The sequence below is a fragment of the Ihuprevotella massiliensis genome, from assembly GCA_900095835.1.
GTDB classification, from domain to species: Bacteria; Bacteroidota; Bacteroidia; order Bacteroidales; family Bacteroidaceae; genus Alloprevotella; species Alloprevotella massiliensis.
Genome location: LT608321.1, coordinates 996264 through 1010349, shown reverse-complemented (window position 1 = coordinate 1010349; position 14086 = coordinate 996264). Strand labels below are relative to the sequence as shown.

Annotated in this window: 12 protein-coding genes; 3 read left to right on the top strand and 9 right to left on the bottom strand. The window is 51.7% G+C overall.

All coding sequences use genetic code 11. The features are described from left to right. Window positions 1-38: 38 nt before the first annotated feature. Complete coding sequence (locus tag BQ2633_RS04205) at window positions 39-2516, top strand: AAA family ATPase (RefSeq protein WP_346048138.1); 2478 nt, start codon at window positions 39-41, stop codon at window positions 2514-2516. 11 nt (window positions 2517-2527) lie between these two features. Beyond that, window positions 2528-3178: a leucyl/phenylalanyl-tRNA--protein transferase gene (aat, locus tag BQ2633_RS04200; protein ID WP_075565315.1), complete on the top strand. Its 651-nt coding sequence runs from the start codon at window positions 2528-2530 to the stop codon at window positions 3176-3178. Between the two features lie 22 nt (window positions 3179-3200). Here the strand turns inward: aat and BQ2633_RS04195 are convergent, their stop codons facing one another. The 4 genes from BQ2633_RS04195 to porQ form a co-directional block, all read right to left on the bottom strand. Further along, the gene (locus BQ2633_RS04195) at window positions 3201-3587 is read right to left on the bottom strand and encodes a helix-turn-helix domain-containing protein (RefSeq protein ID WP_075565313.1); all 387 of its coding nucleotides are present in this window, start codon (window positions 3585-3587) and stop codon (window positions 3201-3203) included. A 192-nt stretch (window positions 3588-3779) separates the two neighbouring features. Next, window positions 3780-4892 (bottom strand): tRNA 2-thiouridine(34) synthase MnmA, encoded by a 1113-nt coding sequence (mnmA, locus tag BQ2633_RS04190; RefSeq protein ID WP_075565311.1) that lies wholly within the window; start codon window positions 4890-4892, stop codon window positions 3780-3782. 138 nt (window positions 4893-5030) lie between these two features. Then, window positions 5031-5894: a 4-hydroxy-3-methylbut-2-enyl diphosphate reductase gene (locus tag BQ2633_RS04185; protein WP_075565309.1), complete on the bottom strand. Its 864-nt coding sequence runs from the start codon at window positions 5892-5894 to the stop codon at window positions 5031-5033. A gap of 129 nt (window positions 5895-6023) precedes the next feature. Next, on the bottom strand, window positions 6024-7001 hold the full coding sequence (gene porQ, locus BQ2633_RS04180) for a type IX secretion system protein PorQ (RefSeq protein ID WP_075565307.1): 978 nt from the start codon (window positions 6999-7001) through the stop codon (window positions 6024-6026). Between the two features lie 221 nt (window positions 7002-7222). Between porQ and BQ2633_RS04175 the strand changes: the two genes are divergently transcribed. Continuing rightward, on the top strand, window positions 7223-8020 hold the full coding sequence (locus BQ2633_RS04175) for an energy transducer TonB (protein WP_141700129.1): 798 nt from the start codon (window positions 7223-7225) through the stop codon (window positions 8018-8020). 279 nt (window positions 8021-8299) lie between these two features. Here BQ2633_RS04175 and BQ2633_RS04170 read toward each other — a convergent pair whose 3' ends face one another. From BQ2633_RS04170 to BQ2633_RS04145, 5 genes are all read right to left on the bottom strand, one after another. Further along, window positions 8300-9022 (bottom strand): SDR family NAD(P)-dependent oxidoreductase, encoded by a 723-nt coding sequence (locus BQ2633_RS04170; RefSeq protein ID WP_075565304.1) that lies wholly within the window; start codon window positions 9020-9022, stop codon window positions 8300-8302. Then, window positions 9019-9345 (bottom strand): nucleotide pyrophosphohydrolase, encoded by a 327-nt coding sequence (locus BQ2633_RS04165; protein WP_009437456.1) that lies wholly within the window; start codon window positions 9343-9345, stop codon window positions 9019-9021. The genes BQ2633_RS04170 and BQ2633_RS04165 overlap by 4 nt, the downstream gene beginning before the upstream one ends. A 288-nt stretch (window positions 9346-9633) precedes the next feature. Continuing rightward, window positions 9634-12621, bottom strand: a complete 2988-nt coding sequence (porW, locus tag BQ2633_RS04155) for a type IX secretion system periplasmic lipoprotein PorW/SprE (protein WP_083233942.1) — start codon at window positions 12619-12621, stop codon at window positions 9634-9636. Between the two features lie 53 nt (window positions 12622-12674). Beyond that, window positions 12675-13490: a metal ABC transporter permease gene (locus BQ2633_RS04150; protein WP_075565302.1), complete on the bottom strand. Its 816-nt coding sequence runs from the start codon at window positions 13488-13490 to the stop codon at window positions 12675-12677. Window positions 13491-13627: 137 nt separating this feature from the next. Next, window positions 13628-14062, bottom strand: a complete 435-nt coding sequence (locus BQ2633_RS04145; protein WP_083233941.1) for a phospholipase — start codon at window positions 14060-14062, stop codon at window positions 13628-13630. Between the last annotated feature and the right edge of the window lie 24 nt (window positions 14063-14086).

Here is a 14086-nt window from a genome sequence, read left to right as displayed (position 1 = left end):
CGAACCTCTTATCCCTCTCGATATTTCCCACACAACTTATGCCTAGAAAGAAAAAAATAGTTCTTCCCCTCGAAACGGTGATAGCCTCCGCACACAATCTTGCGATGGAGCAGCACTTTGACCTCATCACACCTGAAATTTTCGTGTTTTGCCTCTTGGACAACTGGTGTCAACTGGATCAAGAGTTCTACTACGAAGATGTGATGAGCCTATTGCAATTTTACATCTCCGAAACCATGGAGCGATTGCCCGAACCCACGGACAAAGCGACCATAGAGCTTTCCTATCAACTGGGAGAGTGCTTGCTTCGTGCGCAAGAGGCACAAGAGAAATTGGGTACTAAAGAGATGACCGTGACGCAAGTGATGTGTGAAATCTTGTGCACCGACGAGTGCTGGGCGAACTTTCTCTTGCGAGAGCATCTCGAAGATTTGCATGATTTCTTAGCTAGTCTCAATGCCCTTTGTGGAAACTATGCCTATAATGGTGAAGCGGTGGATAGTTATCAGCAGTTTGTGCAAGCGAGAGAAGAAGTGCTTGGTTTCGCTGAAGAGTTGGGGAAACACCTCAGTGAGTTGACTGGAAATGCTGGTGAGGAGGGTGGAGCATCGGCTGAGGGTGCCAAGAAAAAAACGGAGGATTGGCGACAGTGGGTGACGTGTGTGAATGATCATCTGGAAGGACGCAATCCCCTCATCGGTCGCGAGGATGAATTGGAACGCACGATTCGTGTGCTCTGCCGTCGCGATAAGAACAATCCCCTTCACGTGGGCGACCCTGGAGTGGGTAAGACTGCGCTCATCTATGGACTGGCAGAACGAATCAAAGCGGGTGACGTGCCCGAACGCTTGAAAGATGCTCAGATATTCTCCCTCGATGTGAGTACGCTCTTGGCAGGTACGCAGTATCGTGGCGATTTTGAGAAACGCTGGAAGTTGATCATGGAAGGCTTGCTCACCGTTCCCAACGCGATTGTGTATATCGACGAGATTCACAACATCGTTGGCGCTGGACGCACAAGCGATGGGGCAATGGATGCTGCCAATATGCTCAAACCTTTCTTGGAAGAAGGGCGCATCCGATTTGTGGGAGCCACCACTCACGAAGAGTTCAACCGCCACATTGCAGGACATGGGGCTTTGGTGCGCCGTTTTCAGACCATCGAAGTGCCCGAACCCTCGATAGAAGAGGCGGTGCGCATCCTCGAAGGTTTGCAGTCGCGCTACGAATCTTTCCACAACGTCACGTTTGCGCCCGACGCGGTGCGCCATGCGGTGCATCGTGCTGCTCGATTCATCAATGATCGACGCCTGCCGGACAAAGCGATTGACCTCATCGACGAGGCTGCTGCCTATCGAGAGGTGCATCCTGCCGAGAATCAAGTGGTGAGCAAGGCGCTCATCGACCAAGTGCTGGCTGGCATTTGCAAAGTGGAGAGCTTGCGCGATGTGGAAACGAGCGAAGTGGCAGATTTGCAGTCGCTCGAACCGGCTATGAAGCGTCAGATCTTCGGTCAAGATGAGGCGATAGCAGCGGTGACAGAGGCTGTGCTTTTGTCGCGCGCTGGACTTACTGACGAACGCAAACCCGTGGCTTCGCTCTTGTTTGTGGGACCCACTGGTGTGGGTAAGACGGAAGTGGCGAAGGTGCTGGCAGAAGAAATGGGTGTGGAACTGTTGCGCTTCGATATGAGCGAATATGCAGAGAAACACACGGTGGCGCGTCTCATCGGTGCTCCTGCGGGATATGTGGGTTATGAAGATGGGGGACTGCTGACAGATGCGGTACGCCGTACCCCACACTGTGTGCTGCTCTTGGACGAAATCGAGAAGGCGCACCCAGATATTTTCAATCTCCTCTTGCAGGTGATGGACAATGCTTCGCTCACCGACACTCGCGGTCGTCAGGCGGATTTCCGCCATGCGGTAGTGGTGATGACTTCCAACGCTGGTGCGCAGCACGCTCACCAAGCAGCCGTGGGATTTGGCGGTGGTGTTTCGGCTGGGCAGGCGATGTTGGCACAGGTGAAGCGCACCTTTAAGCCTGAATTCCTCAACCGTCTTTCGGCTACGGTGGTGTTCAACGCGATGAACACGGAGATGGCTCAGTTGATTCTCCGTAAGAAGGTGGATGCACTACGTGGAAAACTCTTGGCACGCCGTGTGGAGTTGGTACTTTCGCCAGAAGCTGAAACTCATCTGCTCAACCTCGGTTATACGCCTGAATATGGTGCACGCGAAATCGAACGTATCGTGGCGCGTGAACTCAAACCGCTGCTCACTCGCTCGTTGCTCTTTGGCGATTTGAAGCATGGTGGGGAGGCAAAGGTGGATGTGGTAGCCAAGAAATTGGTGCTTTCCACTACGCCTTTGGTACTTCCGGATGAAGCAGCGGAGAGTGCTCTAAAAAATGAGGCTTTTCCTGCATCGACAGAGGAGGAATCGAACAAAAAGAAGCCAACTCGCAGCACTACTGGCAAGACAACAAAGAAAACGACTAAGAAGTCTGACGAATAATTCTCATACCTATGATATACTTTTTAGACAAAGAACAGGTGGAATTTCCCGATCCACATGAAGCAGAAGATGATGGTCTCTTGGCAATCGGTGGTGATATTACCCCTGAATGGCTGATGACGGGCTATGGTTTGGGCATTTTTCAATGGTATGCTTATGAAGATAAGGAAGAACCTTATTGGTGGTGTCCGCCCGAACGCTTTGTGATTTTCCCCGATGAACTGCACATTTCGCACTCCATGCGCCAGTTGTTGCGCAGTGGCAAGTATCGCGTCACTTTTGATCAAGACTTTGAACGTGTGATGCGGGGATGTGGTGAAGTCAATGGTCGCAACCACGAATATGGTCGCTGGTTGGGCGAACACCTCATCGGGGTGTATGTAGAATTGCACCGCCGCGGCATTGCGCACAGTGTCGAAGTGTGGAAGGACGATGAATTCGTGGGTGGTTTGTATGGCGTGGAGATTGGTCGCACTTTCTGCGGAGAGAGCATGTGTTCGTTCGCTCCAAATGCTTCAAAAGTGGCATTGTCTGCTCTGGCAGATCGCTTGAAAGAACGTGGTAATTGGTTGATAGATTGTCAACTCCACACCGATCACCTCCAGTCGATGGGCGGAAAATTCTTGCCTTACGATGAGTTTATGACTTACGTGAAGGGATAAAAAGGCTATCGCCTGCAACGTCTCAGGATTTGCTGAGGTGTTGCAGGCGATATTGTCTTGGAGTCATGTTGAAACTCCGATGGAAAGCGTTGTAAAAGGATTGTCGCGAGGAAAACCCACAGTGGAGTCCGATTTCTTCGACAGTGTAATCGGAGAATTTGGGATCTACCAATCGTTGTGCTACTTCGTTGCTGCGAATCTTTCCAATGAGCTGGTGGAAATTGATGCCCGCTTGGGTGGCGATGGCAGCACTAATGGCACGGTGGTCGCAACCAATCTCTTGGGCGATGTCGCGAGCTGAGACCTTCGGGTTGCGCGACATGCGTTTGAGTTGGAGCAATCGCAAGACCTCAATGTAGATTTGTGCCATGCGTTGCGCATTGAAGTTGTAGGTGTAGGGTTTGGACATCCTTAAACTATGACATTGTGGTTAGACGTTGAGGAGTTGTTGCTAGCTGCTGAGCATCGTGAGTAGCCTCGACTTCGCAAGATTTGCGGAGTGTTTTGTCATTTCGCAGTATAAGCCACGCGATTCTTTCATTGACCTCTGCGAAATGGGAAGAGTAACGCAGAGCCACTAAGCAGTAGATGAGAGTAAACACTAAATAGCGATTTCTCCCGAACCGATGCAGATGCGACCATCGCGAGAATAGACCACTCCAAACTGTCCAGGGGCAATGCCTTGGATGGGGTCGTCACCATCGATGTGGAAACCGCCTTCTTCGGTGCGTGTCAAGATGCCTGTGCGCCAGCGGTCGGTGTGACGCACTTTGAAAGTCACGTCTATGCTGCCTGAAGATGGCCAAGGATCGCCCGTGAGGAAGTGGAATCCAGCGATGTTGAAAGAGCGACCATATTGGAGCAAGTTGTCGTAGCCGTGAGAAACATAGAGAATGTTTTGCTCTAAATCCTTTTTCACCACGAACCAAGGTCCACCCCCGAGCCCTAAACCTTTGCGTTGACCGATGGTGTGGAACCAATATCCGCGGTGTTCTCCCACCTTTTTGCCCGTTTCGAGTTCGATGACATCGCCCACTCGTTCGCCGAGGAAGCGGCGCACAAAGTCGTTGTAGTTGATCTTTCCCAAAAAACAGATGCCTTGAGAGTCTTTGCGGCGCGCAGGAGCAAGTTTGTTGTCAAGGGCAATCTGGCGCACTTGTTCTTTGCGGAGATGTCCGAGGGGCAGCATGATTTTTCCCACTTGGTGCGCATCGAGTTGAGCCAAAAAGTCGGTCTGATCCTTGATGGGGTCGGGAGCTGTGCCCAACCATGAGGCACTGCTCGACAAGTCGATGCTTTCTCCCGAACGAGGATCTGCGAAGACTTCATCGTCGCGCACCACACGAGCATAGTGTCCAGTGCAGATGCGGTCGTAGCCATGTCCGATTTTCTCCTCAAAAGCTCCGAACTTGATGAGGCGATTGCACATCACATCGGGGTTGGGCGTGAGTCCTTGTTTCACGTGCTCCATGGTGTAAGACACCACACGCTCCCAGTATTCCTTTTGTAAATCAATGACTTCGAGGGGAAGACCATAGCGGCGTGCAATGGCTTGACACAGTTCGAGATCCTCCTCTGCGGTGCAGGTGAGGTCTTCGTCATCGTCCATGCCGATTTTGATGTAAAACAAGTCGGGGCGAAGTCCGCGCTCCACCAAGAGGTGGGTGGCGACGGCACTATCTACACCGCCTGAGAGCAAAAGTGCTATATTCATTGCTTGGAAAAGTCTTGTCGTTGTTGAGAGATTTTCTCGTGAAACTCTCGTGATATTCCGTGATTTATCACCTTAAAGTCGAGCTATGTGTTACACTCCTCCGTGATATTTCACCTTAAAGTCGAGCTGCGTGTTGCGCTATTCTGTGATTTCTCGCACGCGTTCGGCACATTTCTCCATGAGCCATTTGGGAGTAGATGTGGCACCGCAGATGCCCACGCTCTGAGCACCATCAAACCACGCAGCGTCTAGCATATTAGGATCATCGACTAGGTGTGTGCGCTCGTTGATTTTGTGGCAAGCCTCGTAGAGCACACGTCCGTTGCTGCTTTTGAGACCGCAAACAAAGAGCACCACATCGTGTTTGCGTGCAAACTCTTGCACTGCTGGCAGACGATTAGAAACACTGCGGCAGATGGTGTCGAAGCATTTGAATTCGGCTGGCGCTTTGATGTGTTTGGTGAGGTAATTGATCACCGTCTGGAAACCCTCCAGCGGTTTGGTGGTTTGGGAAAAGAGATACGTGTTGCGCGTGAGGTCTACCTTGTCCACTTCGCTTATGTCGGCTATCACGATGGCTTCGCTGTTGGTTTGACCCACGAGTCCGAGCACTTCTGCGTGTCCGTGCTTACCATAAATCACAATTTGGGGATCATTGCCCATTTCGTGATACACCCGTCGGATGCGCTTTTGGAGATTCAAGACCACGGGGCAAGTGGCATCGACAAGCGTGATGTTGTTGCGACGCGCTGTTTCGTAAGTAGAGGGAGGTTCGCCGTGTGCACGGAGCAGCACTCGCACATCGTGGAGTTTTTCAAAAGTGGCATGGTCTATCATCACCAGTCCACGCTCGCGGAGGCGTTCACACTCGCGGCTATTGTGCACGATGTCGCCAAGGCAGTAGAGAATATCGCGTTCGGTGAGTTCGTCTTCCGCCTTTTTGATGGCACTTGTCACGCCAAAGCAGAAGCCCGAACCAGCGTCGATTTCGATATGAAGCATAGTTGTTGTCTAGTTGTTGTGTTGTTGAATCCAAATTCATGGAGTAGGGCACTGGTAGGAACGTAGCACACTTTGTGCCATTCACGAAAAGAGACAGTGGAAAGGAAGGGTATTCAGCCCAACCGCTTCTTAGAGTGCCATAGACAGGGTGCCCATGATGCTCGAAGCCGCAACGTGCTGCTTGCTCCATGCCAAATCAATTTTCACTCGTGAGAAAGTGAGTCCAGCACCAAGAGAGAAACCAGCACCGTGTGCTGCCCCAAGGGTGGAAAGTTCGTAGGCACGGCGAAAGTTGTAGCCTGCAGAGAGGGTGATTAAGTCACTGGGCATCCAGTCTACCCCCACCACCAGGTGATTCGTGATGAGGCGTGCTGTGCTCAGAGATTTTTCATCCGCTTGCACATAGTCTGTTTTGTTCCAGCGCGTTAGGTCCGTGAGGGTGGCATGAAAACGCAAGGGGACGTGGAGCAATTCTTTCGACACCCCCAGTTGGAGATTGTGCCGCACATTTTCTGTGCGTCCGTTGAAACTCTTGAATTGTGCGCCAGCATTGCGAAGCACCATCGAGAGCGAAAGCCCTTCTGATTCGTTGTAGTAGTTTAAGCCTACATCCACTGCCAAAGCTGCGGCAGCGTAGTCGCCCAAAGTTTCGTGCACCACTTTTAAGTTGGCTCCCCCTGCCCAATTATTGCTCAGCACATAGCCGTAGCCTATTCCGGCAATGATGTCTTTGGGAGAGAAAGTCCCCATGTCGTTGCCTTGTTCGTCGCGTGCAGTCATCTCCCCATAACCCCGATATTGCGCAAAAGCAGCTGCCGTGTGGCGTTCGCCAAAAGCACGCACATATTGTGCACCACTCCACGTGCCGAGTTCTCCGAGTGACATAAAAGAGAGTCCCAAACGCTTGGGCGTCACATTGGTGAGAAGGGCAGGGTTGTGCTGCACGAGCGCAGGGTCATCGTCGTCCATTGTGATGTTTTCTCCGCCCACTGCAAGTGCATGTGCTGAAGTGGGCAAGTGCAAAACGCGATAGGCGGAATTGCTTTCTTGAGCTTGCAGACTGAGCACAAGGACAGAAAAGAGCGCGAGAATTAGACTTTCTTTCATTTCAACGATAAAATATAGGGACAAAGGTAGTACTTATTTTCCTTTTTGGCTGTACTTTTGCTCTGAAAAACGATGTGAGTGGTACATTCTCTCTTGATCTGCTGAATGTCCCTTACAGAATAGTCGTTCAGCTTCTTGTTCCGTGGTGGAAATTCTGCAGCGGACAGTATGCAGCTACATCTTCTATAGAGCGTAAAAATTAGTATCCATAAAAGCATAACGTGAGGAATACGGAATTATTTTCCCGACAATGGTGCGAGGTGGTCTTTGAGGGCCGCAACAAAGCCTATGGCGCGTATGTCATCCGCAAGGAGACTGGTCGTCGCTATCGTCGTGTCATGTATGTATTTCTCTCTATCTTGATGGTTGCACTTACTTTTGGTGCCACCCTTGGCTATGTGGCTTACACCAAAGTCAAAGAGATGGCAACGGAAATCCAAGCAGAGGTGAAGCAGCTCCGCCCCTTGGAGGCGCGCGATGGATTTGAGCGCAAACGAGTGTCGGCTGGTCGTGCGGTGTCGCGTGTCATCACCACGCCTGGTGGCAAGACCGGTGCGCCCACCATTGTGGACGAAGCTGTGACGTCTTCTCCCATCGGTATTGATGGACCCGATGACAGTAAGGTGGTGCCCAACGATGATTTGACCGATCATGATATACACCATAATGCTGGGCAAACCGATTTGCCGGTCGAAGGTCCTCAACTCACTGCCACGCAGGTGGTGGAAGAGATGCCGCAGTTCCCTGGTGGTCTCATCGCTCTATCCCAATATCTTGACGAGCATATCGTATTCTCTGGCGGTGCGCAACGTCGTGGGGTGCGTGGCGTCATTGAAGTATCGTTTGTGGTGCAACGTGATGGTAGCGTCTCGGATGTCCGTATCACCAAGCATCTCGATGATCCCTTGGAGCACCAAATCATTTCGGTGATTCAAAATATGCCCAAATGGAAGCCTGGTCGCCGCGGTGGCGTGCCCTCGCCCGTGATGGTCACGGTGCCCGTGTGGTTCAACAAATGATGCCGCCTCTATTGACTGGCTTTATGGGGATTATGGCTTATGGGGCGGGCTAATCGTCCGTCTTTATTGTAAACTTTCCTTGCTTTGTGTATTTCTTGCCACAAAGTATTCAACACTCGCTTACTTTACCTGTGAAAGTAGGCGAGTGTTGTTTTATTTATCCCCGAGTTTATTGAAAAATAAGTCCCCTCATGGTCGGAGACGCAGCTTGTGGAGTGAGTTGAAGGAGAGGGGCACGCAGTAGCAGGAGTTAGGCACGCAGAAGTTGGGAACGAGGACTCAAGGGAAGGGTAAGCGTTCCCAAATGCAGCGAGGGAGGGCGGACCACAAAGCGATGAGCACGCGATAACGCCAATCGATGACGATGCGGCGACGACGATGCAGAATGCCTTTGACGATGTGGCGCGCAGTCTTCTCGGGAGAAATCACCATGGGGTAGTTGCGTTTGGCGATGAAATCGGTGCGCACGAAACCCGGCAGGATGTCGGTGATGGCAATGTCGTGTTGTCCTTGGTGGGAGATTTGCGACAAAGCTTCGAGATACTGGCTCTGCATGCGCTTCGTTGCGCTATAAGCAGGGGAGATGCCTAACCCACGAGTGCCAGCTACCGAAGTGATAGCAGCCAGATGCCCCCTTTGTCCGCGACTTGTCCAATAGCGGAAGGCGGCAGTGATCATGCGTATGAAGCCCGAAGCGTTGGTTTGCACGATGTCGAGTTCGATGCCCGGATCCAGTTCCTTGTTTTCGTGACCCGCTCCAGAACTGTGGAGATACACGTCCATGCCACCGAGATCTTCTGCCAGTTGGAGGAGCCGAGTCGCGGCTTCGGGAGCATTGATGTCGATGGCAGCAAAGACCACCTGTGTTGGATATTCCGCTTGAAGAGCAAGTAAGGGAGCCGTTCTGCGAGCTGCCACTCCTACACGATGACCGAGCCGCAGAAATTCACGAGCGGTCGCCATGCCGATGCCGGAAGACGCTCCTACGATGATAATGTTCATGATTGGAGTTTGGGGTTGTTGTGATGACGATCGTGGTCGCGTTTGGTTTTCTTCTCAAGATTTTTCTGAAAGGCTTCTGTGAGATTCACCCCGGTTTGATTGGCGAGGCAGAGGAGCACCCACAACACATCTGCCATTTCATCGGCTGGATCTTGATTTTCTCCAGCTTTGAAAGATTGGTCGCCATAGCGGCGCGACATCACACGTGCCAGTTCTCCCACTTCTTCGGTGAGAACTGCCATATTGGTGAGTTCGGAAAAATAGCGAACGCCATAGGTGCGTATCCATTCGTCTACTTGATTTTGAGCTTCTTGGAGAGTCATTTTTAGCTTTGGGATTTTAGGTTTAACCCAAATCGGTCATTAGACCGTTATAGTACTACTCATCATTGAATAGATAACTTCCTGTTATCTTTCATTTTCTTGCTGGCATCTTGCTTTTCGTTCGTTCTCACCGTAGCCCGCTACGCCAAAGACTAACGGTAAACAATCTGCTCAACAATCTAATGAAAACTGTTCAGGATCTAATGACCGATTTGGGTTTAAGAGGAAACGAGGAACACTCCGCGTAGAGGTTCCTCGTTGGTGAGTTGAGTTCACGCACTGGTGCGCTTATTCCTCATATTCATATTCGTTGTCGTCGGGCTGTTGCTTTGGCTTTGCCTTGCGAGTGTTTTGCCCTTGCGGCAATTCGTCTTCGTAGATTTGCTTAGGTGCATCATCGGGTTCAAACTCAAGGGGAAGTTCGGGCTTAATCTTGAGTGGAGCAAAGTGTTCGTTGTAGAACTTGCGATAGTCTTCAAACGAAACGACGGTGCCGAGCAAACGGAGATTGCTTACACTGATGAGTTCGGTGCGCGCCATGCGGAAGAGCCCGCGCAGTTTAGGCTGTGCATAGAGTTGCTGCGCATAGTGGTGCACATCGGCAAAGGAGCGGAAACCCTGCACGCGAAATTGTGTCAATCCATTGCCGCGTTCTTGCGCGATGTCGAGATTGCGCGACGTGAAATGTTCGATGTTGAATTGCGCCAATGCAAAGAGCACCTTGTCGTTGTCGAGCGAATCGGTGGGATACGCCACGAGGAAGACGAAGGGCACGTTGCGGTCGTCGGAGAGTTGCGTGCTCTCACCAGCTGCCGCAGCTTCCACCTTGGCATCGTTGAGTCGGCGATTCCACAAGTCAGAGGGACGGAAGGTTTTTCCAATGGTGCGTCCCTCTTGCAGTCCGCGAGCTATCATACCTGCCAGTTCTGCTACGTCAGATTTGGGGTAGTCTTTGGCTAAGTCGGTGAGCTCGCGTTGGAGCGTGTCGCGCGGTGCCTCTTGCAGACGTGCCAAACTATGGAGCAAGATGAACTTGGGGCGGTTGGCACCCGTGGGGAATTGCTGTGTCGAGCGATCGAATAGACGTGATACTTCGGCTTTATTGCCTGATAGATAAGCCGTATAGGCAGTCGTGTAGAGCGAATCTTCGCGCTCGCGACCATAGCGAAGGTTGTTATCAAAATCTGGGTCGGAGATGACGCGTGTCATCGGGAAGTTTGGGAAAGATTGTGCCAGAATGTTCTTCAATCTTTCGGCTTCTGCGCGTTGTTGCGTGCGCTGCGCCATGAGGAAGAGGTGGTAGTAGGCTTCGGGCACACGATTGTGCTTTGGAGCTTCGCGCACAAATCGCTGGAGGGTGCGACGAGCCAGAGCGAAATCTTCGAGTTCGTCTTTCTCTATTAAACCAGCTTCGATGAGAGCGTCGTGGATTTTGCTGCGCGCTTCCTGTTGAGCTTCAGCCGTGAGGGGAAGTTGCGCTAGATAATAAGCACGCTGCGTGGGGTCTTGCTCCTTTTTGTCGGCTTTTCCTGCGCTTGCAGCAGAGTCGGCAGGAGCGGCAGTCGTGCCTTCTGCCAGTTGCTGAGCATAGTCGCGGAGTTGCGCATCGATGTCGCGCTGTGCCACGCCAGCTAGGGTGAGGCTATCGCGGCGATGACGGAGAAGGCTGTTGATACTGTCGTCGGCTGCGTAGTCAAAACCTTTTTGATCGTTGTCAGCAACGACAGTGTGATTGGCACGTCGCCAGTCGTCCTCGTTTTTTCTCCGTCCCCATTGCCGCGCGAAGGCTTGCTTACCTTGTTGCACGGCTTGGGTGTTGTAGAAATACCAACCACCACCCGCGCTATTGGGACGTGAGGAAGGGAGCGATGGACGTTGGGGCAAATCTTCTCCACCATTTTCACGAGCAGCACGCAAGGCGCTGTCTGCTTTGGCTTTCTTGGTTTCTGCAAGTTCCTTTTTGTAGTGGGTAATCTTCGCATCGATCACCGCATTGCGTTGAGCTTCGGGAAGAGATGCCAAATGGAGCAGAGAGTCTTGCTCAAAAATGATGGTGGTAGATGGAACTAGTTGGTCGAGAATCGCAGAACGGCGGAGGATTTCGTTGTAAGAAGGCTGCGTTTTGTCGAGCAGACCGATGGCTTCTGTGTAGCATGATTGGGCTTTGTCGAAGCGTTGCTGTTGCCAGTAGATGTCGGCTAGTGTGTTCAACAATACGCCCTTGTCAGGTGTGGACTGTGTGGCACGAAATCTTCCCGTTTCATAAGATTTTATGGCAGCGGCAGTGTCGCGTTGAGCCATATAGATGTTGCCTTGCGCGTAGTAGATTTGGTCGAGATAGTCGGCATTGTTGGGATCTTTCGCCATGCGATCTAGGCGGCGCAGCATGGATGCCACATTCTGTCGAGTGGTGAGGGCTTCGGTCTGCAAGATACGCGCTTGGAACGCTAGTGCATAGGGCGGATTTTGTGCAAGACAGCGGTTGAGGGCATTGTAAGCATCGGTCTTACGTCCCAACTGCATATTGACTTGTGCCAAAAGATAGTACCATCGCCCTTGGTCGAAATTGTGCGAAGCTTGACGAGCGGCACGTGCCAAATAGGGCAGAGCTTCGGCATATTGCTGCTGAGCGATGTGGAAATCTGCCAGAGTCAAATCGCGTTCGCGCTGCAACCGCTTGGGAAGTTCCATCTTTGCCACTTGTCGGAGAGCATCTTCTGCATCGTACATCCAGTTGAGGCGCACTTGCGAACGCACTAACCACAAGCGAGCTTCGGCTGCCACGAGCGGTTCGGGGGCATAGAAGCGGGAGATGTAGGCAAAAGTGGAGGCGGCTCCAAGGAAGTCGCCTTGTTGAAATTGGGCTTTCCCCATGAGCAACCACGCATTTTTCAAAAAAGGATTGAACTCCTTGCGCGAGAGATAGGCTTTGAGCTGAGGAGAAGCGTTGCGCCCCGGAGCGATTTGTGGGCGTTTTTTGATGCTGTGTAGTTGAATGGCTTTTTCACACTTGGTTACTGCCGTTTCAAAATTGCCCTTGCCGAGGTTTTGTTGTTGAGGGTACGCCACCCCAAAGAGCGGCAACATCTGCGTGTAGTCGTCTTTGAGTCCACTGCGTTGGGCAGCTTCTCCTTCGCGATAGGCTGTGGCAGCATTGTAATACACGTTGTAGCGGGTGACAAAGGCTTGCCACCATCGTGTCGTTGCGGTGTTGCGGCTGGTGCTGCAAGCAGTGACGACCAATAACAGGAGAAGAAGATAGAAAAGTCGCTTCAACGTGGAAAAATATAGAACTTTAGAAGAGATTAGAGAGCAAAATTAAAGCTACGCTATGAAGAAAAACGCTGAAATAGGGCTTTTATTGCACGCACTACGAAATAAAGCACCACGCTCACTACGATGATTGCAGCTCCCGAAGGGACATTGAGCAGATAGGAGAGGGAGAGTCCGCCTAGACAGTCGAGGAATCCTACCACCATGGACCACAAAATCATGCCGCGGAAGGTGCGTGTGAACACAGCTGCTGTGAGTTGAGGAATGGACAGCAAGGAGATGACCATGACGATGCCTACCATGCGCAGACAACCGACAATGGTGAGAGCCGTGAGAGCGGTGAGGAGGGTTTCAAAAGTGCGGACGGGTAAACCTTGTGTGCGTGCAAAATCGCGATCGTAGGCGAGGGTGATGATGCTGCGCTCAAAAAGGAAGAAGAAAAGCAGGGTGACGGTGGTGAGGACTCCCATGGCGAGGAGATCGCTGTGCGAGATGCTGAGGATATCGCCAAAGAGATAGGTGGGGAGGTCGGTCATAAAACCGGGGGCAAGATAGGCAAAGAGAATTCCGATGCTCATGCCGAGTGTCCATATCATGGCGATGGCACTGTCGCCGCGCACTTCGCGTTTGCGACTCAACCAGTCGATGCCAAGACCACTGGCTAGGGCAAAGCAGGCAGCACCGAAGATGGGGGAGAATCCCCAAAATGCGCCCATCCCCACACCGCCCAGTGAGGCGTGTGCCATGCCACCACCGGCAATGACTAAGCGGCGAGTCACCACATAAGTGCCGATGCAAGCGCAGAGCACGCTGGAAAGCAGCGCACCGAGTAGGGCATTTTGGAAAAAGGTGTAGCTAAAAATTGATAGCATGATGGAAAGAAGAGATAGAGGAAGAGAGATGCTTATCCCACTCTGGTAGTGAGGCAGGAAGAAGAGTTTTCCTTCTAAACAGCAAAGGAGAGGAGAGCTTGAAATTCCTTACAAGTTGCTGAGGGAAAGCGTTGTAATCACGAAGTTTGCGAGAGTTCGCGCTGTTCTCCCACAAGGAGGATGACGTCATCTTTGAGTTCGATGGGAAGATTTACTTCGCGCAGTTGCAACGAACGCACCCATCCCGCCACTTCTTCTGTCTTGAGGGTGGTGAGGACGTCTGCAAATTCGTCAATTTCAGCATCGTTGTAGTCCTCACCCGAGCGTCCCTTGAAGCGGTCGAGGTCTTCGTCTTCGTAATACTCAATATCCTTGCTCACTCCTGCCAAGAGACTTTCCGATTCGCAGGTTTCGTGGAATCCACAACAGCCTGCGGCAGCATTTTCCTGTATGGTGGGCATCTCTGTAAGTTCGCCTTTCTTCACTTTTTGTCTGAGCCACCATTGGCGAATGGCTTCAGCCACAGCAGCAATGATGCCAAGGGAGATTAAAAGTAGGATGAGATATAGCACGATAATTGGTTTTTGAATTTGATA

Coding starts and splice junctions, on each gene's coding strand:
- BQ2633_RS04205 (WP_346048138.1), top strand. CDS start 39: ATGCCTAGAAAGAAAAAAATAGTTCTTCCCCTCGAAACGGTGATAGCC.
- aat (WP_075565315.1), top strand. CDS start 2,528: ATGATATACTTTTTAGACAAAGAACAGGTGGAATTTCCCGATCCACAT.
- BQ2633_RS04195 (WP_075565313.1), bottom strand. CDS start 3,587: ATGTCCAAACCCTACACCTACAACTTCAATGCGCAACGCATGGCACAA.
- mnmA (WP_075565311.1), bottom strand. CDS start 4,892: ATGAATATAGCACTTTTGCTCTCAGGCGGTGTAGATAGTGCCGTCGCC.
- BQ2633_RS04185 (WP_075565309.1), bottom strand. CDS start 5,894: ATGCTTCATATCGAAATCGACGCTGGTTCGGGCTTCTGCTTTGGCGTG.
- porQ (WP_075565307.1), bottom strand. CDS start 7,001: ATGAAAGAAAGTCTAATTCTCGCGCTCTTTTCTGTCCTTGTGCTCAGT.
- BQ2633_RS04170 (WP_075565304.1), bottom strand. CDS start 9,022: ATGAACATTATCATCGTAGGAGCGTCTTCCGGCATCGGCATGGCGACC.
- BQ2633_RS04165 (WP_009437456.1), bottom strand. CDS start 9,345: ATGACTCTCCAAGAAGCTCAAAATCAAGTAGACGAATGGATACGCACC.
- BQ2633_RS04150 (WP_075565302.1), bottom strand. CDS start 13,490: ATGCTATCAATTTTTAGCTACACCTTTTTCCAAAATGCCCTACTCGGT.